The organism is Carnobacterium pleistocenium FTR1, assembly GCF_000744285.1.
Classification (GTDB): domain Bacteria; phylum Bacillota; class Bacilli; order Lactobacillales; family Carnobacteriaceae; genus Carnobacterium_B; species Carnobacterium_B pleistocenium.
In genome coordinates, this window is the sequence record NZ_JQLQ01000002.1 from 2,425,008 (window position 1) to 2,443,509 (window position 18,502).

Annotated in this window: 16 protein-coding genes and 3 tRNA genes; 5 read left to right on the forward strand and 14 right to left on the reverse strand. The window is 35.4% G+C overall.

Going from position 1 to position 18,502, the window contains the following annotated elements; all coding sequences use genetic code 11:
• The first annotated feature begins 336 nt into the window (after positions 1–336).
• The gene (gene alr, locus BP17_RS11870; protein ID WP_035054657.1) at positions 337–1,509 is read left to right on the forward strand and encodes an alanine racemase; all 1,173 of its coding nucleotides are present in this window, start codon (positions 337–339) and stop codon (positions 1,507–1,509) included.
• A gap of 331 nt (positions 1,510–1,840) precedes the next feature.
• Here the strand turns inward: alr and BP17_RS11875 are convergent, their stop codons facing one another.
• Together BP17_RS11875 and BP17_RS11880 are read right to left on the reverse strand one after the other, a co-directional pair.
• The gene (locus tag BP17_RS11875; RefSeq protein WP_035054659.1) at positions 1,841–2,359 is read right to left on the reverse strand and encodes a GrpB family protein; all 519 of its coding nucleotides are present in this window, start codon (positions 2,357–2,359) and stop codon (positions 1,841–1,843) included.
• 20 nt (positions 2,360–2,379) lie between these two features.
• Positions 2,380–4,338: an ABC transporter ATP-binding protein/permease gene (locus tag BP17_RS11880; protein WP_035054661.1), complete on the reverse strand. Its 1,959-nt coding sequence runs from the start codon at positions 4,336–4,338 to the stop codon at positions 2,380–2,382.
• Positions 4,339–4,565: 227 nt separating this feature from the next.
• On the opposite strand from BP17_RS11880, the gene BP17_RS11885 reads away from it, so the two are divergent.
• Positions 4,566–5,552 (forward strand): biotin--[acetyl-CoA-carboxylase] ligase, encoded by a 987-nt coding sequence (locus BP17_RS11885; RefSeq protein WP_035054663.1) that lies wholly within the window; start codon positions 4,566–4,568, stop codon positions 5,550–5,552.
• A 31-nt stretch (positions 5,553–5,583) separates the two neighbouring features.
• Positions 5,584–6,114, forward strand: coding sequence for a biotin transporter BioY (locus BP17_RS11890; RefSeq protein ID WP_035054665.1), 531 nt, complete (start codon positions 5,584–5,586; stop codon positions 6,112–6,114).
• 352 nt (positions 6,115–6,466) lie between these two features.
• Here BP17_RS11890 and BP17_RS11895 read toward each other — a convergent pair whose 3' ends face one another.
• From BP17_RS11895 to BP17_RS11915, 5 genes are all read right to left on the reverse strand, one after another.
• The gene (locus tag BP17_RS11895) at positions 6,467–6,673 is read right to left on the reverse strand and encodes a YwbE family protein (RefSeq protein WP_035054668.1); all 207 of its coding nucleotides are present in this window, start codon (positions 6,671–6,673) and stop codon (positions 6,467–6,469) included.
• Positions 6,674–6,758: 85 nt separating this feature from the next.
• On the reverse strand, positions 6,759–7,319 hold the full coding sequence (gene nrdG, locus BP17_RS11900) for an anaerobic ribonucleoside-triphosphate reductase activating protein (protein ID WP_035054670.1): 561 nt from the start codon (positions 7,317–7,319) through the stop codon (positions 6,759–6,761).
• A gap of 2 nt (positions 7,320–7,321) precedes the next feature.
• Positions 7,322–9,520 carry an anaerobic ribonucleoside-triphosphate reductase gene (gene nrdD, locus BP17_RS11905; protein WP_035054672.1) on the reverse strand — a complete coding sequence of 733 codons (2,199 nt, stop codon included), beginning with the start codon at positions 9,518–9,520 and terminating at the stop codon, positions 7,322–7,324.
• A gap of 182 nt (positions 9,521–9,702) precedes the next feature.
• Positions 9,703–10,236 (reverse strand): methylated-DNA--[protein]-cysteine S-methyltransferase, encoded by a 534-nt coding sequence (locus BP17_RS11910; RefSeq protein ID WP_035054674.1) that lies wholly within the window; start codon positions 10,234–10,236, stop codon positions 9,703–9,705.
• A gap of 17 nt (positions 10,237–10,253) precedes the next feature.
• On the reverse strand, positions 10,254–11,222 hold the full coding sequence (locus BP17_RS11915) for a tocopherol cyclase family protein (RefSeq protein ID WP_035054676.1): 969 nt from the start codon (positions 11,220–11,222) through the stop codon (positions 10,254–10,256).
• Positions 11,223–11,408: 186 nt separating this feature from the next.
• Here BP17_RS11915 and proC point away from each other — a divergent pair, with 186 nt between their 5' ends.
• Entirely contained in the window at positions 11,409–12,221 is an 813-nt protein-coding gene (gene proC, locus BP17_RS11920) for a pyrroline-5-carboxylate reductase (RefSeq protein ID WP_035054678.1), read from the forward strand.
• 40 nt (positions 12,222–12,261) lie between these two features.
• Here proC and tadA read toward each other — a convergent pair whose 3' ends face one another.
• Complete coding sequence (tadA, locus tag BP17_RS11925) at positions 12,262–12,786, reverse strand: tRNA adenosine(34) deaminase TadA (RefSeq protein ID WP_035054680.1); 525 nt, start codon at positions 12,784–12,786, stop codon at positions 12,262–12,264.
• Between the two features lie 123 nt (positions 12,787–12,909).
• Between tadA and BP17_RS11930 the strand changes: the two genes are divergently transcribed.
• Positions 12,910–13,773 (forward strand): helix-turn-helix domain-containing protein, encoded by an 864-nt coding sequence (locus BP17_RS11930; protein WP_035054682.1) that lies wholly within the window; start codon positions 12,910–12,912, stop codon positions 13,771–13,773.
• A gap of 63 nt (positions 13,774–13,836) precedes the next feature.
• Here the strand turns inward: BP17_RS11930 and BP17_RS11935 are convergent, their stop codons facing one another.
• The 6 genes from BP17_RS11935 to BP17_RS11960 all read right to left on the reverse strand — a co-directional run bounded on the left by BP17_RS11935 (position 13,837) and on the right by BP17_RS11960 (position 18,489).
• Positions 13,837–14,220 carry a hypothetical protein gene (locus BP17_RS11935; protein WP_035054684.1) on the reverse strand — a complete coding sequence of 128 codons (384 nt, stop codon included), beginning with the start codon at positions 14,218–14,220 and terminating at the stop codon, positions 13,837–13,839.
• A 126-nt stretch (positions 14,221–14,346) separates the two neighbouring features.
• Positions 14,347–16,839, reverse strand: a complete 2,493-nt coding sequence (locus tag BP17_RS11940) for an ATP-dependent Clp protease ATP-binding subunit (RefSeq protein WP_035054686.1) — start codon at positions 16,837–16,839, stop codon at positions 14,347–14,349.
• A gap of 26 nt (positions 16,840–16,865) precedes the next feature.
• Positions 16,866–17,327: a CtsR family transcriptional regulator gene (locus tag BP17_RS11945; RefSeq protein WP_035054688.1), complete on the reverse strand. Its 462-nt coding sequence runs from the start codon at positions 17,325–17,327 to the stop codon at positions 16,866–16,868.
• A gap of 888 nt (positions 17,328–18,215) precedes the next feature.
• Positions 18,216–18,289: transfer RNA gene (locus BP17_RS11950), tRNA-Pro, on the reverse strand.
• Between the two features lie 34 nt (positions 18,290–18,323).
• Positions 18,324–18,397 (reverse strand) — tRNA-Arg (locus BP17_RS11955).
• 6 nt (positions 18,398–18,403) lie between these two features.
• A tRNA-Leu gene (locus tag BP17_RS11960) sits at positions 18,404–18,489 on the reverse strand.
• Positions 18,490–18,502: the final 13 nt, after the last annotated feature.

Here is an 18,502-nt window from a genome sequence, read left to right on the forward strand (position 1 = left end):
ACTACAAGAACGCTCTTTTACTTAATCAATAATACCATTTATTTTTAGCTAAAACAGTTAATTTCGATAGAAACACTTTTTTCTTACACTATCTCCTTCCTAAAATAACAAAACGAATGACTAATAATTAAATTGTATTTTTTCATTTTCCCGGTACAGATTTCAAAATTTTAAGTCCTCTGTCTTTGAACAAATCATTCTAGAATTTATACATGTCTGTATAAATTCTAAAAGCATGACCTATTTGCTATAAAATATTTTATTATCCTTTCATTCTTTGGTTGTTAAGTGGTATTATATTTAAAATATACTAGCTAACTTTAGGAAGTGAATGAAATGAAAAAAGGAAGTTTTAGAGAGACTTGGGTAGAAATATCCTTGGATAATTTAGCACACAATATAAAAAGCTTTAAAAGAATGATTCCCCCAAAAACAACTTTAATGGCTGTTGTAAAAGCTGATGCCTATGGCCATGGTGCAAAAGAAGTTGCTCAAACAGCCATTGATGCTGGTGCAACCTATCTAGCCGTTGCTTTTCTAGATGAAGCGATTGTTTTACGAAAAGCTGGATTCTCCATTCCAATTTTAGTATTTGGCTATAATAGTCTCGATAGTGAAACAATTAAAACCGCGATTGACCATAACATTACACTAACCGTTTATTCTAGAGAAGCTGTCGCAAGCATTCAAGAATTAGCTCAAGAAAAAGAGACAGTATGCCGGATTCATTTAAAAATAGATAGCGGGATGAATCGCATTGGGGTACGAACAGCAGAAGAAGCTTTGCAAATCATTTCATCAATCACATCAGATTATTTGATCTTAGAAGGTATTTTCACTCATTTTGCGGATGCAGATGCTATTCAGTCTACATTTGTTTACGATCAATTCAACCATTTCATGAACATTACTTCTTCTATTCAAAAAGAAGGCTATACGATTCCTATTACACATTGCTGCAACACTGCAGCAACTATTGCTTTTCCCGAGATGCATTTAGATATGGTTCGGATTGGCATCGGTATTTATGGTATCTACCCTGAAGAACATTTACGCGATAAAATAGAGTTGAAACCAGTCATGACCTTTAAAACAAAACCTATTTTAATCAAAGAAGTTCCAGCTGGACAATCTGTCAGCTATGGACGAACTTATACCACTACAAAAGATTCGATTATTGCAACGATTCCAGTAGGCTATGCAGATGGCTTTTCACGGGCACTATCGAATACAGGTCATGTGACATTAAACGGGCATAGAGCACCAATCATCGGACGAGTGTGTATGGATCAAACGATGGTAGATCTTACCGAAATTGATTCTGTTAATTTTAATGAAGAAATCATTCTTTTTGGAGACCCTAAAGATGACTGTATTTCCATCAGCGAAGTAGCTGCACAAATGAATACCATTCATTATGAAGTGGCTTGTTTGGTAGGTCAAAGGGTACCTAGAGTTTACCTCAAAAACGCTACTATAGCAGCTACAACCGGGTTAATAAGTTCTTAGCCTCACACTTATCTATAAAAAATAGGTTCTATGTCAAATGGTGTGGGTGTTGCAAAATAAAATTCCTTCTGGAATGTACAGGTTTTCTTATGAAGCTATGGCACCGTCTGTAAGCCTATGGTCTTACAAACTTTCAAGCTTCAAACAACCCGTAATCGCGCTAAAGCGTCAACGTTTTATAATTCGCATTGAATACTTTACATGGCTACAAGCAACCCTGTTCCTCCAGAATTTGCAGATGAGTCATTTAATTTATTTATCCAAACCAAAAATTATACAGCAAAAAAATAAACCTAGTGCATAACTGTTGATTTACAGTTTGCACTAGGTTTTAGTTTGTTCTCTTATACCACCGTAAGGCTAATTGTTCTACTTCTTTTACTAAACTTGCCTTGGCCGCAATATAGGCAGTAATATCATCTGGATAATTTAATGCACTTTCTTTCTTTAACTGTCCATACCTTTGAGCTTCTTTAGGATGAGCTCTTAAGTAATCACGAAAAGCTAAGTGACGTATAATGTCTTCATTGCCTAGTTGAAAAAGATGCACATGATGGGTATGTTGATCGTCACCTTTTTCAAAATAGCGTCTACCCGGTAATCCATTCTCACCTTTAACTATATAACCAAGCAGTTCCATTTCTTCATTTAATGCATCTATTTGATGCAAATTATAAACCACAGGCATTAAATCAATAATCGGCTTTGCTGCTAATCCGGGAACAGACGTACTGCCAATATGAAAAATTCTATAGCTGTTTCCTTGGAGAAGATGCTGCAGTCTGCTTTTTTCTTTTTCAAACAGACCTGGCCATTCTGTTTGATAATCTAGCACTTCTACTTTTCGCACCTCTGCTCACCTGCCTGTAGTTAGTCTCTTCTCAATGACTCTACTGGATCTAATTTAGCAGCTTTAGATGCTGGCATTAAACCGGCTACCATACTAATGAAGATACTCAAAACGATCCCAGAAATGGCATACGTTGGTGTTAAATTAATAATCTCAACATCAAAGTAGCTCATACTTACAGCATTAGCCGTTAATGACAATCCCCATGCAATACCCACTCCAAACAATCCGCTAAATAACCCAATCAAAAACGATTCGGATACAAAGATACGGCGGATATCTTTTTTACGTCCACCTATTGCCTTGATTACTCCGATTTCTTTTGTCCGTTCCACCACACTGATGTATAAGACCGTCAAAATCATAATAGCTGAGACAATTAATGAAATACCAGCAACTCCAGCTAGTACATACGTAAAGATATCTAACATTTGGCTAAACGTATCGGCCAATGCTTCTGTTGATGAACCTTTGTAATCCAAATTTTCAACTTCAGCTTTTATAGACTCAGTCGCATCTGCATCATCAGAAACCAGGTAAACGATATTAGGTGCTAGTTCTCCACCTGCTTCTTCTAAAGCATTCTCCAAATTCTCATAATTCAAGTATACGGTGTCCATTCCACCTTCAGAACCATAAATACCACTGACCGTCATCGTCAAATCAAGCAGTTCTTCATTGATCAAGGTTTCTATTTGGATATCTTTTCCTACAAGATCATCGCCTAAAGTATTGGCCAAGTTCTCAGTGATGACGACTTCGCCTTCATTAGGCAATGCACCTTCTAAAATATCCGCGCTAGTAATCATGGAAGAAACAGTTGTTACACTCATGAATTGAGCCGTGTTTTCTTCATAAGAAGCTTTACTTGATCCAACTGAGAAATTAGTAAAGCCTTCTTCAACAGACTCTACGTGCTCGATTCCAGCTAATTCTTCAGTATTCTCAGCTTCAAACGTCGCTGCACTAGATAAGCCTAACAACGGGTTTTGATTTTGCAAATTATTTATTTCGGTTTCATTGCCTGTTTCTTCATCTGGCATGTGAACTTCGCTGACTAACGGATTCACTTGGCTATTCATAGTATCTGTTAAGTAAGCATTCACTCCGCTACCTAGAGACAACATCAAAATAACACTCATGATTCCAACGCTTCCACCCAAAGCTATCAAGATATTTCGGGATAACTTTTCTTTCATATTTAAAAGTGCTAACTTCATCGACCCTAGCAAACTCAAATTTTTATTGCGATTCGGTTTTTCCGTTTTATATTTGTTCTCTTTAACAATCAATGCCTTTCCAGCTTGATCGTTGATTACCCGGCCATCATCGATCGTTACCACTCGACTAGAATAGGCAGCTACTTTTTCAGAATGGGTAACCATAATGACCAGTTTGCCGTTTTCAGCAATTTCTTTGATCACTTCTAAAACTTGGTTCGATGTTTCTGAATCCAAAGCTCCTGTTGGCTCATCTGCGATAATAATATCAGGATCATTTACCAATGCACGTGCAATAGCAACCCGTTGCTTCTGTCCACCTGAAATAGCGTCAGGTTTCTTATACACATGATCTTTCAAACCTACTACATCCAAAATTTCTTTTGCTCTTTTTTCACGATCCGCTTTTGAAACATTTGATAAAGTCATTGCTAACGTTACATTATCTAAAACAGATAAATGAGAGATAAGGTTAAAACTTTGAAATACAAATCCTACTTTTTCTTTATGGTATTGCACTAGACTCTTTTCAGAATAACCTCTAATATTTTCACCATCGACAAGAATTTCACCTTGAAAATCTGAATCTAATCCACCAATCAAGTTCATCAATGTCGATTTTCCACTGCCCGATTCCCCAATAATAGAAATCAGTTCTCCTTTTTCAAAAGACAAATTGACATCTTTCAAAGCTTGAAATGTTTCCCCACCATTGACTTTATATGATTTATTTACTTGCTTTAGTTCCATTACGGGCATTTTTATTCTCCTTTGATTATTCTGTGACTTTTTTTGTAGAATGTTCTAATATTACTACTTTTACATTGATTAGACAAGGGTTATTCCTACTGTTACATCCCTTAGCACCCTTATCAAAAAATAATTTTTTTTAGTTTGCTAGTTTTCCTAAACTGATTGTTACCCTGTTAAAAAAATTAAGTTGACAATAAAAAAAGAACCTATTATACTAAATTTGAGGTGAAATTATGTCTACAAAATTACGTATTCTTTCTTTATTGGAAAAACAACAAGGAGATAGCATTTCTGGACAAACATTGGCAGACTCTCTGGGACTTTCAAGAACATCTATTTGGAAAGGCATTAAAACGCTACAAAAAGAAGGCTATATTATTGAAGCTGTAACCAATAAAGGGTATCGATTGTCTACAAAATCAGATGTCATTTCTGCCGAAACTATTCAGCCATTCTTGCTACCTGGTCTACAAGATTTTTCTATTCAGACATTTAAAACGATTGATTCTACAAATACTGAAGCTCGAAGACTTTCATCGAAAGACTCCATAAAACAGGGAATTGTGCTGTCTGAAGAACAAACCAAAGGACGCGGACGCTTGGGTAAATCTTTTTATTCTCCCAGTCAAACAGGTATTTATATGAGCTTTTATCTAAAGCCTAATTTAAATATGTCTGATGCTACTTTAGTTACCACAGCCACTGCTGTAGCTGTTTGTTTTGCCATTGAAAAATTGACTGCTAAGAAGCCACAAATTAAATGGGTAAATGATATTTATCTTGGCGATACAAAAATATGCGGTATTTTAACCGAGGCAGTATCTGATTTTGAAAGTGGTAAAGTAGAGACTTTGATTGTTGGAATAGGCTTGAACGTCAAAGAACCTTCAGCTGGTTTCCCTTCTGAATTGGATACTATAGCGGGCTTTCTTACTTCTTCTGCAGAAAATGGTGCTTTTGATCGTAACCTCCTAATAGCTGAAATTGCAAATCAGTTCTATACTATCTACCAAACAATTGAGGAGCGCTCTTTTTTAGAAGAATACAAAAAACGCTGCTTTGTGCTAGGAAAAAAAATCACTTTCAAAGAACGCAACGATCAATTTGAAGCTGTTCCGATTGACATCGATTCTCATGGCGGACTGGTCGTACAAATGGCTAATGGTCACCAACGCACGTTGTCGTATGGCGAAATTATTATGAAAAAACCAATTGAATAGTTGCGCCTATTCAATTTAGAAGGAGACCGCTATGTCAAAATTAACTACCCGAGAACTAACTCTTTGCAGTCTTATGGCTGCTTTAACTTATATTGGCAGTTTTGTCAGCTTGCCATTAGGACCCGTTCCTTTTACATTACAAACATTATTCGTCTTATTGACTGGTCTTATTTTGCAAAAGAGAGCTGCTTTTCTAGCACAAACTTTGCATTTATTCTTGATTTTGATTTTCAAAGGATTTCAATCTTTTCTCAGTCCTAGTTTTGGCTTTGTTATTGGATTTGTTGTTGGGGCTTATCTTATGGCTTGGTATTTAGAAAGCCGATCATTCACACTGAAAACTACTATAGTAGCTCTGCTTATTGGCTCAAGCATCTTTTACTTGTTTGGTTTGCCATATATGGTTTTCATCGTACGGGGATATCTTGATTTGACAATGAGCAACAGTCTTATTTTAAAAACTGGATTCTTACTCTTTATTCCAGGAGATATCATCAAAGCCGCTTTTGCTTTTTTGATTGCTTCCCGCTTACAACCTTTTGTGCGACGATTACCTAGTTAAGTCAGTTCTCTAATCGCATTTTCCAATAACTAAAAAGAGATCAAGGGATGTGAAAACATCCCTTGATCTCTTTTTTAGTTTAGGTCTATAATTTTTAATGTTGCTAGATTTAATCCAATCACTCACCTAAAAATTCTGGAGGAATAGGATTTGCTTGTCGCCGTGCAATGGATTCAAGCCTCAAGACTGTGCTTTTCAGGCTTAAGATGGTCCTCATGGCTTAACAAGAAAAACCGTCTATTCCATAAGAAATTTCCTTTAAAGTATAAACACTATCTGTCCTATACCCACTCTTAGTAAGACTCATTCACACCATTGGACGAAGAGCCTTTAGTTTAAACTTTCTACTTTTCTATTTATCATCTGTTAAGATTTTTTGTACGCGACCAACTTGGTCTCCTTCTTTCAACATCACTTTAATACCATGCGGATGCTGAGCACTATTGGTTAAAATACGTTTCACGTGACCTCTAGTTAATTTGTTCGTACGTTGATCTTTTTTCAAAACAATATCGACTAATGCATCAATTTTAATATTCGCTCTTGATTTACCATCCATTATAATCCGCTCCTTTAACTAATTGTAGTGTAGCATAATTTAGACATTTCATGCTACTTCTCTTCAGAAAATAAGGAGCTGTTTTTTAAGTAAATTGATTATTCCATAAAATAACTTCATTCTGTTCTAACGATGCTTGTACATCAATCACGCGTTGATTTGAACTCCCGCGAAACTGTAAGGTCAGATCCTTTTTTGCTAGTTCAAAACGCCCATCTACTAAAACATCTAACAAAGAGAGTAATTCCAATTTATCTTCAGATTCTTGCATCAATTCTTGCCAAGTATATCCTGTCCATGACCAGATATCTTTTGTTTTGCCATATTCAGAACGAATTCTTTTAGCTAGTCGAACGGCCACTTGAGTATTTAAAAAAGGTTCACCGCCTAAAAGTGTTAACCCTTGGACGTAAGGTTGCTTTAAATCTTCTACAATCGTATCTTCTAGTTCAGTTGTATACTCATATCCGTATGCAAAATTTTGAGCGATTTTATTGTAACACCCTTTGCACGCGAATAAACAGCCACTCATATAAAGGCTGCATCTTACGCCTTCTCCATCAACAAAATTAAACGGTTTATAATCTGCGATCCGGCTTTGACTGTAATCTTCAGCCAGCCACTCTTTTGGTTTAGGATTTCTCATTTCTATCCTTCTTCCCCATTGCTTGACATATGTTTGACCCGGGCCAAAATTTCTTTGTGTCTTCCATGAACCATTGGTCTGGCTTGAGGATTACCCAAATAGCCACACGTTCTTTTTACAACGTCACATGTTTCTGGATTAGTATTGCCACATTCCGGGCACTTAAAACCTCGTTCAGTCGGATCAAAATCTCCATCAAATCCGCAATCATAACAATGATCGATTGGTGTATTAGTCCCAAGGTATCCAATGCGATCGTATGCATAATCCCACACGGCTTCCAAGGCTTTTGGATTTTGCTGCATATTTGGGTACTCGCAATAGTGAATGAACCCTCCGGAAGTGTATTCAGGATAATCTTTTTCAAATTCTATTTTTTCAAATGGTGTCGGTTTTTTGCGAACATCATAATGAAAACTGTTTGTATAATACTCTTTATCAGTAATATTATCGATTACACCAAATTTCTTCGTATCTAATCGGCAAAAACGGTCAGTTAGACTCTCACTTGGAGTCGAATACACACTAAAATGGTAGCCTTGCTCTTCTCCCCACTGATCTGTATACTGCTTCATTTCTTTCAGAACTGCTAATGTAAATAGTTTGGCTTCTTCATTTTTCTCCCAATCAGGTCCAAAGAACACGGTTGCTGTTTCATATAAACCAATATACCCTAATGATACTGTGGCACGTTTGTCTTTAAAAAGGTCATCCACATAATCTTTTTTTTCAAGACGCTTTCCGAAAGCTCCATACTGATACAATATAGGGGCATTTTCGGGTGTAGCTTCATTTGTCCTTTGAACACGGTAGACTAATGCATCTCGACAAACCAATAATCTTTCTTCCAGTATTTTCCAAAACAATGAGCGGTCTCCTTTAGACTCTAAAGCTATGCGCGGCAAATTCATGGTAACGACACCTAAATTCATTCTTCCAGCGTTTACTTCATTTCCCTCCGCATCCTTCCAGCCTTGTAAGAAAGAACGACACCCCATAGGAGCTTTAAAACTGCCGGTTAATGAGACAATTTTATCGTACATCAAAACATCGGGATACATTCTTTTCGTTGAACAAGTTAGGGCTAATTTTTTTAAATCGTAATTTTTATCTTCTGGATTTAAATTGACCCCTCGCTTCAATGAAAAGACAAGTTTTGGAAAAATAGCCGTTCTTTTTTCTTTTCCCAAACCATTGATTCGTACTTGTAAAATAGATTGCTGAATTTCTCGTTCAAACCAATCTGTTCCTAATCCAAATCCTAACGTTGTAAAAGGCGTTTGCCCTTGCGATGAGTAAAGTGTATTGATTTCATATTCTAAACTTTGCATTGCATCATAAATATCTTTTTTAGTTTTTTCATTTGCGTACTGTTGCTGCTTCTCTTCACCTAAAATCCATTCTTTCGCTGTTTTTAAATGTTTTTGGTAATTTAAACGGCTATAGGGAGCTAGTACTTCATCAATACGGTCAGCGCTACATCCCCCATACTGGCTAGAAGCAACATTGGCTATAATTTGGGCCATTTGAGCAGCAGCTGTTTGGATAGAACGTGGACTTTCTACTTCTGCATTTCCTATCTTAAAGCCTTCACTAAACATACCCTTGAAATCAATCAGACAACAATTTGTCATTGGTGAGTAGGGTTGGTAATCTAAATCATGGTAATGAATATCCCCTTTTTGATGGGCATTAGCTACATGTTCTGGCAACATTTTAAGACCAATCGATTTAGCAACTGTCCCCGCGGTCAAATCTCTTTGTGTATTAAAAATATTACTGTCTTTATTCGCATTTTCATTTACAACGGTTTCTTCTTTGAGCAATAGGTTATGGATGCCATAATTGATATCTGTTGACTGACTTCTTTCCAAATCACGACGGGTCCTATACACTAAATAAGCTTCTGCTAATTCATGTTTATGTGCATCGATTACTGTGTGTTCAACGATACTTTGAATTTCATAAATTTGGACATTGCTTATGAACCGTCTGGCTATTTCTTTTTTGACTTCTTCAACAATGACTCTTAACTCTTGAATGTTTTTTTCGTCTAGTTGTTTTGTTAGTGAACGCTGAGCTTTCAATAAGGCTTCAAAGATTTTTTCTTCTTTGAATTCAACTTCTCTGCCATCTCTTTTCAATACTTTCAACTTAACATTGTTCGTTTTTTCACAAAAACCATTATTACTTTTTATCATTTCCTATCACCGTCCTATCTTTCCTCTAAAACACTATATGTAGTTTATAAAACTAATTATAAACCATATCTAGTATAATAGGTTATAATTACTCTTTTAGCAAGTCTTTTTAAGTTCATACTAGATACAAAACCAGGCCACACATCAGTATGTATGACCTGGTTACCTCTAAGCTTATTAAATTATTCATAAGACTTATTGATGCTGCACTTTTCTAAATCTAACAGTCTCTCTTTCATCTCTAACTTCCCTCGATAACCGGTTAATCTACCGTCTTTATGGATAACCCGATGGCAAGGGACTACGATCAATAAAGGATTTCTTCCGATTGCTGTACCAACCGCCCGAAATGAATTGGGCTGTCCAATAGCTGCCGCGATTTCGCCATATGAGCTTGTTTTTCCATATGGGATATCATTTAAAACTTTCCAAACCTTTTGCTGAAATAAAGTCCCCTTAACATCTATAGGAAAAGTGAAAATAGTTCTAGACCCCTTAAAATACTCTAGAAACTGTTGATGGTAAAGCTGTAATTCAGTCTTATCTTCCACTAAAACTGCTCCTGGATATAATTTTATCATCCCCGCTTCCAGTTCACTCAGCGACTCATTTAAAGAACCCACAAAACAAAGACCGATATCGGTTGCTGCCAGATAAAGGCTTCCTAAGTCATACTTAAAAGAACTATAAATTATTTTCTGTGCATTATTTCTCATCTTCTCACCTCTTTAAACTAAGCTTCTACTATTTCGATGCCTGCTAAATTACTTATATCTCGGTACATCGTATTTCGCTTCTTATCTTTCAAGAGGATATTGACTTCTCCTGACAGACCTTCTTTAATAGCCTTATTCATACTGCCATTTTCAGGAGCAATAAGTTTACCAGAATAGGTAATCATTCCTTTAATGGTCAGTTCTGCTTCTTTATTTTCGAGTATGACTGTTACCGAATCTTTTGTTTGATCCAATATCCTTACTTTACTGCTATTATAAGTTGCAAAGCGATACTCAATGTCATTCACTATTAGATTACAAATAAAACCTTTAAACGTTTTTATATGAAAGGGGATATGTGCGATTGATAAAAATAGACTAGTATTGGGATTTTTGAAATGATTTGAATGGATCCAAACATACTCTTTTGGAAATGAAGTCCCCCAATCTTTTTCAATATAACCTTTGCCATTTGTAAAGACAATGTCTTTATCGTTGATCGTTAAAGTCCCTTGCAATCTATGATTCATACTAATTAAGCCATGGTAACACTCCATCTTTGGAACATACGCAAATCCTCCCATGATCGAAGGAGATAAAAGAGTTGTTTTTATACTTTGAAAATTCCCTAAGCCTAATTTCCCTTGAATCATAAACTGTTTGTCTTTAAGTTGAACAGAGATAAACGATTCCGTAAAAATATTTTGCCCAATTTGAACTAGGAACGGGTCATCTTGGTAACTAAATTCATCTAATCGATAACGAATATAACCCGTCTTTGTTATTTTTTCATTTTGTTCATTTAAATTCATATAGATATATTGGATAAAACTATGCTCATCCCCATTGAATAAATTCACTCCAGGAATAAAGCTGATACTGGTCTTTTCATCGCATGATACTTGTTTGTAATACCATCCTTCAAAGTAACTTTCTCTATGCAAATTCCCTTGAAAAAGAACTGGATTTCTTATTTTCCCAAACATTTAGCTACCTCCACTTCGTCATTTCTCTTATGCTCGAAATGTCTTGCCTCTTATCTTTATCTTACTTTATTCGATAAAAGATAGCTAATAAAGTGGTGAATCTATTGCCACACTAAAATATCGAACCTACTTCTTTGAAGTTGTGGTAAACTGAACATCTAAAATAAATAAGTAGGAGTGTTATCTATGAAAGTAGGATTCATCGGTATTGGGAATATGGCTAGTGCTATTATCAAAGGTATTATACAAAATGGCCACACATCCAATCAAGATATTTATGTCCATAATACAACTCCAGAAAAATTAGCACTTTTTACGGCGGAAACTGGGACACATGCTTGTTCATCTAATAAAGAGTTAGCAGAACAGGTTGATATTTTAGTACTTGCAGCTAAACCAAATGTTCTTCCAGCTATTTTAGCAGAAATTAAAGATGAACTTGCTGCTCATCAACCAGTAGTTGTTTCTATTGCTGCAGGAACAACACTTCAAAAACTGTCAGAGCTATTAAATATTAGCAATGAGATCCCTTTGGTTAGGGTAATGCCTAATCTAAATTCACAAATTGGAGAAGGAATGTCTGCTATTTGTGGAAATGACTACACTACCTCAAAACAAAAAGCTTTTGTTTTGAATATGTTTAAAGCTGTTGGAAAAGCAATTGAATTACCTGAAAAGGACTTCAGCACATTTACAGCAATTGCTGGAAGTTCACCAGCCTTTGTCTTTTTATTTATTGATTCTTTGGCAAGAGCTGCGGTCAAAAATGGTATGTCTAAAGAAATAGCCACAAAAATTGCCGCACAAGCTGTTATTGGAAGTGGAAAATTAGTATTGGAGAGCAGTGAATCACCTTGGAATTTAATCGACCAAGTCTCTTCTCCAGGTGGAACAACTGTTGAGGGTGTTTTAGCTTTAGAAGATACCGGTTTTATCTCTTCTATCACAAAAGCTGCACAAGCAGTAATTGATAAAGATCAAGCTATGATGCAACAATAAATAAGTGTTTTGCTTAAAAAAAGAAGACGTCATCCTCGTTTTAAACGTGGCTGTCGTCTTCTTTGATTAGCTTCATATTTCTCTGCGCTTTTTCTTCTTTTTTACGCTTTCTTAATTCTCGGAAAAAATCACTTAATAATTTGCCGCATTCTTCCTCTAAGAGACCTTTTTCAATTTGGACTTGGTGATTAAAACGCTTATCATCCAATAAATTCATTAATGTGCCTGCTGTACCACCTTTGGGATCGCTCGCTCCATAGTAAAGTTCTTTAATACGTGACAAAATCATTGCTCCACTACACATAGGACAAGGTTCTAAGGTTACAAACAATTGAGCTTCCTCTAAACGCCAGTTCTTTAAGTTTCGGTTAGCTTCTTGAATAGCCAACATTTCCGCATGAGTCGTTGCATTATTTGATTCTTCTCTTATATTATGGCCACGACCAATAATCTCACCATTCAACACAACTATGGCACCTATTGGAACTTCTAATTTTGATTTTGCTTTGTGGGCTTCTTTGATTGCTTCTTGCATAAAAAAAATTTTTTCTTCATTAGTTAACATCTACCCATTCCTTCATCTATTCTTTTCTTTATCATAGCATAATTTAGCTACATACTTACGGTAAAAATGATAGAATAATAGTATACCCGAATTGTAACGGTTCTCATTTAAAGGAGTGTGTTTATGAATTTCAATCAAATTCAATCCATCTACCCATCCGCTTTTCTAACAGAAGATTTGAAAAATGATTATACTTATCTAACATTTCCTTACCAAAATCAATGGATCCATTTTGATAAAAAACAGCTGACCGCTTCCGAAACAAAATTACTTTATCTTATTTTTAATAAAGATACTTCTGTGAAAAATTTAGGAATTCCCCAATCAAGATGGTATCGCTATTTACTGGAAGATAACCCTTCTCTTCCAGCTGAAGAAGGTATTTACCGTGTTGTTCAATTTAAAATCCAAAAAAAAGATACTCTTTTTGATAAAAAACTATGGCTTAATTCGTTTAAAAGTTTTTTTAAAGATGTACAAGAAGTTTTCTTTATTAATGACCATTATGGCCTTTTAATTCATCCTTACTCTAATTCCTCGGAGACTCAGGATGAGATGATTGGGGTCTTACAAACTTTAGACGACGATTTTTCAACAAAAACAAGCAGTTATATTGGCCAGTATTGGTCTCTTACTTTAGATTTTAAAAGAATTTTTAAAGAAGAACAGACCATTTTTTTCAATCAACTACAAAAAAGCAAACAAGTTTTCTCTTTATCGGATGTCGCACTAAGTTATTACGCATCGGAAGCTTTATCTAGCAGTCCCATTATTCAACAACTTAAAAAAAAGTTAACTTCTAACCCTGAAATAAAAGAGCTAGTCATTGCCGTATGGCTGAATCAAGGAAACATCAGTCTAGCCGCTAAATATCTGTATATTCACCGAAATACGTTACAATACCGAGTAGATCGTTTTTTTGAAGAATTTGGTTTTTCGTTGAAAAATAGAAATGATTTACTTCTCTGTTACTTATCAACTCTCTAAAAAAATAATCTACCGTTAGAAATCTAACGATAGATTATTTTTTTCTATTGGTTATAAGAAAATTTATTTTTTCAATTTATGTTTCAACTCTTTTTTGTGATGTTTCATTTCATGCTGTAAACTATGTTTTTTATCCATGAAAGCATCTTTAAAATCATGTGTAGTCTCTTTGAAATGATTCCCATATGAACTTACATTGCCTTTCAAATCAGAAACTTTATCAACAACATTCAATAAGTTAGCTACTTCCATATCAGATAAGTCATCTACAACACTCATTGCTTTTTCGTTGCCTTTTAATTTTTCTTTCACAAAATATCTTGCTCTTTTGCGATTAATTTTAGATTCCAGTTTTTCCATTGCCATATTTGAAGATGCCACTATAACTGCTCCAACTGCAAAAATTGTTCCAACTCCTACTAGTAACGCTTTAGTTGAGTCTTTCATAAATAGTCACTTCCCTTTCATCATTTCTCTTAATTCATCATAGCAGAAAGAAAATTAAAATACGAATAAAAACGTCTACTATCCTGTAAAGATGGTAGACGTTTTTACTCTTTCAATTCATTTCAATCAATTATTCTCGATTGCAGTTAATGCTTTTCCAGCTATTTTCTTTAAATTTGTTACAGTAATACGAATGGTTCCCTTTGAAGCACCAATTGTAACTTGATCGCCAATTTTGACCCGACCACTTAACAATTCTTCACTCAATCGATCTTCAACCTCTTTTTGAAGTGCTCGACGAATCGGGCGTGCCCCATATTCAGGATCGTAACCGGCTTTTGCAATAACATCAATAGCCGCTTGAGTAATTTTAACGTCAATATCCATGTCTTTTAATCGTTTAATAATCGTTTGTGCCATTAATTTTACAATTTGTGTCAATTCTGCTTTTTCCAGAGAATGGAAAACGATAGAATCATCAATACGATTAATAAATTCTGGCTTGAATGTTTTTTTCATTTCTTCCATAATCCGTTTTTCCATTGCTGAATGATCTTTTTTATTGTTTACTGTGCCAAATCCTACAGATTTTTCATCTCTTAAAGCTGTTGCTCCCAAATTAGATGTCATAATCATAACCGTATTTTTGAAATCAACTTTTCGGCCTTTGGCATCCGTTAGATGACCATCATCAAGAACTTGCAATAAAATATTAAATACATCTGGATGAGCTTTTTCAACTTCATCAAATAGGATAACAGAATAAGGTTTTTGACGGATTTTTTCGGTTAATTGGCCACCTTCATCATATCCAACATATCCAGGAGGTGAGCCGATTAAACGACTCGTGCTGTATTTTTCCATGAATTCGGACATGTCTACCCGAACTAACGCTTCTTCATTGCCAAACATTGCTTCTGCAAGAGCCTTAGCTAGCTCTGTTTTACCAACACCTGTAGGTCCTAAGAACATAAATGAACCTATTGGACGGTTAGGATCTTTCAACCCACTCCTAGAACGTCTGATTGCTCTAGAAACTGATCCAACAGCTAGTTCTTGCCCAATCACTCGTTTATGCAATATTTTTTCTAAATTCATTAAACGGTCTGATTCTTTTTGTTCCATTTGCTGAACAGGGATACTCGTCCATAAAGATACAACCTCTGCGATATCTCTTTCAGTTACTTCTAGTGAGTTTAAAGAAGCTTTTCCTTCTTGTTTTTGTAATAAATTTTCAATTTTTTTACGTTGTTTCATTTCTTTTATACGAATTCTCGCAGCTTGTTCAAAATCTTGTAACTGGATAGCATCTTCTTTATTTTGTATCAAAGCTTCTAAGTCTGAGACTGCAGCTGCAACTGGAGAAGGTTTACCTGAAACATCTAAACGTACTTTAGAAGCAGATTCATCTATCAAATCAATAGCTTTATCCGGTAATTGTCTTGATGTAATATAACGAGATGAAAGCTTAACTGCAGCATGTATAGCTTCATCCGTAATTTTAACACCGTGATGTTCTTCGTAACGAGAACGTAAACCTAACAAGATTTCTTCTGTTTCCTCTTCTGAAGGAGGATCCACATGAATTGGTGAGAATCGTCTTTCTAAAGCAGCATCTTTTTCAATATATTTTTGATATTCATCTAATGTTGTTGCTCCTATAGTCTGCAGTTCACCACGTGCTAATGCAGGTTTCAAAATATTAGATGCATCAATAGCACCTTCTGCCCCACCAGCACCAATTAGCGTGTGCAGCTCATCTATGAATAAGATAACTTCACCATCTTGATAAATTTCATCAATAATTTTTTTCATTCGTTCTTCAAATTCGCCACGATATTTTGTACCAGCTACCAATGAACCCATATCGAGCATCATTAACCGTTTATTTGCTAATGCAGCTGGAACTTCACCATCTTTGATTTTTTGTGCTAATCCTTCAGCAATAGCTGTTTTACCTACACCGGGTTCTCCTACTAAAACAGGATTATTTTTTGTTCTACGGCTCAACACTTGAATAATACGTTTGATCTCTTTATGACGACCAACGACTGGATCTAATTTCCCTTCTCTTGCCACAGCAGTCAAGTCGCGAGCCAAAGAATCTAAGGTTGGTGTGCCTGCAACTTGTTTAGCAGCTGGTTTTGCTTTTCTACCTTTAGCATTTGTTGCATCACCCAAACCAATTTTTTTCAATACGATTTGACGAGCTTTGTTTAAATTGATATCTAAATTGCTTAAAATTTTAGATGATAAAATGTCTTCTTCGCGTAGTAATCCTAACAATAAATGCTCTGTGCCAACAAGTGCTGAACCCATACGTCTTGCTTCATCTGTAGCAAATGTAATAGCTTGTTTAGCTCTTGGAGAATAAGGAAGAATAGCATTTTTAGAAAGGTACTTCATTGTTCCATAGCCCGTAAAGTGTTCGATTTCTTCTCTAATATCGACTTCAGTCACAGAAAATTGTCTTAACGTTTTCCCAGCAATTCCATCCTGCTCCATAATCAATCCTAAAAGAATGTGTTCAGTCCCTACAGAGTGGTGACGAAATCCCTTTGCTTCTTCTTGCGCCATGATCAAAACCATTCTTGCTTTTTCAGAAAATAATTCATCCATTTATATTTCGCCTCCGATTTTATTCTTTATTCATATTTCAAATTGTTCAAAAAGGCCACTAATAGTTTAGCTCGTAATTCATTTTCGTCTATTCCATCAGCATTTAAGAGTGATTTTCCCATTACAGATAGCATAATATTTGCCTCTCTCTTAGTCAACATTTCAGTTTCAAATAATCTTTCTATAATAGAATAAGCATTCTTTTGAGTGATTCTATTTCCAATGATATCGATCATCATATCCAACATCTCAGCTTCATCCAACAGTTTCACTTTAATGATACGTATATAACCGCCACCACCACGTTTACTTTCAACCAAATAACCTTGTTGCACTGTAAAACGAGTATTTATAACATAATTTATTTGAGAAGGAACACAATTAAATCGATCTGCCATCTCGCTGCGTCTGATCTCGACTCGTTCATCTTGACCTAAAACTTTTTTTAAATAAGCTTCAATGATGTCCGACATATTTTGATTATGCATGGGTTACCTGTTACTAAAACATTTCAGTGTATGATAAAGATAATAATTTTACCTTCTCTACTTTACAACGGTGTTTTTTTAGTAACACTCCTTTTCTTATCGTCCTAACACTAGACTTAATCATTTAGCTTATCAATAACATAAACTAAATTAATAGCGGAGGATACCTCTAGTAAAAACTAGAAAGCATTCTTGACTAATCCTGACTTTCATTATACGAGAAATAAGAAGATTTGAAAAGTAACTTTACTCATTTCATCTAAATTAACTCCGAAACTTCTTCTATTGCCCAATAGACAAAGAAAATAAATATTAAAGTTTATCTTTTTATCTAAGAAAAATGCATGGCTAAAGTATTAGCCAATTTTAAAAATTGACTCTCAATTTAATGTAGCTTTTTACGGATCTAATTCTGTTAAATAAAAGTAGTGTCTTTTTTAACCAAATACAAATCAACGATGATAGCTTTGATTATCGAAAAAAAGTCTGTTTTATTTTCTTTTATAGATAGAAACTGTTTTTTTCGTGCATATGAATACTACCAATCAGACGAAAAAATAGCTGTCTAATTTTTGGTGTGGATAAAAAAATTAATTACATAACTCACCTAAAAATTCTGGCGGAATAGGTTCTGCTTGTAACCATATCATTGAATTCAATGCGAATAACAGAGAGTTAACGCTCTGTTAAGGCTTGAAAACCTTAAGACTATGGTTTTCCAGGTCTTCAGGTAGCTCCCCTGGCTTCACAAGCAAGTTCGTACATTCCAGAAGAAATTTCATCTTGAAGCATCCACACTATTTGACCTAGAACCAAAACAATTATACAACCAAAAAAAAAGATAATTTCTCTAATTATTAAGAGAAATCATCTTTTTAAAATTATTTATCGGGAAGACAGGATTCGAACCTGCGACCCCTTGGTCCCAAACCAAGTGCTCTACCAAGCTGAGCTACTTCCCGTTCAATTACTTCTTAATTTTTCTTTCAAAAGAAATGCACCCAAGAGGACTTGAACCTCTAACCCCTTGATTCGTAGTCAAGTACTCTATCCAATTGAGCTATGGGTGCAAATAGTGCCGAGGGCCGGAATCGAACCGGCACGGTGATCACTCACCGCAGGATTTTAAGTCCTGTGCGTCTACCTGTTCCGCCACCCCGGCATTAGAACAGTTC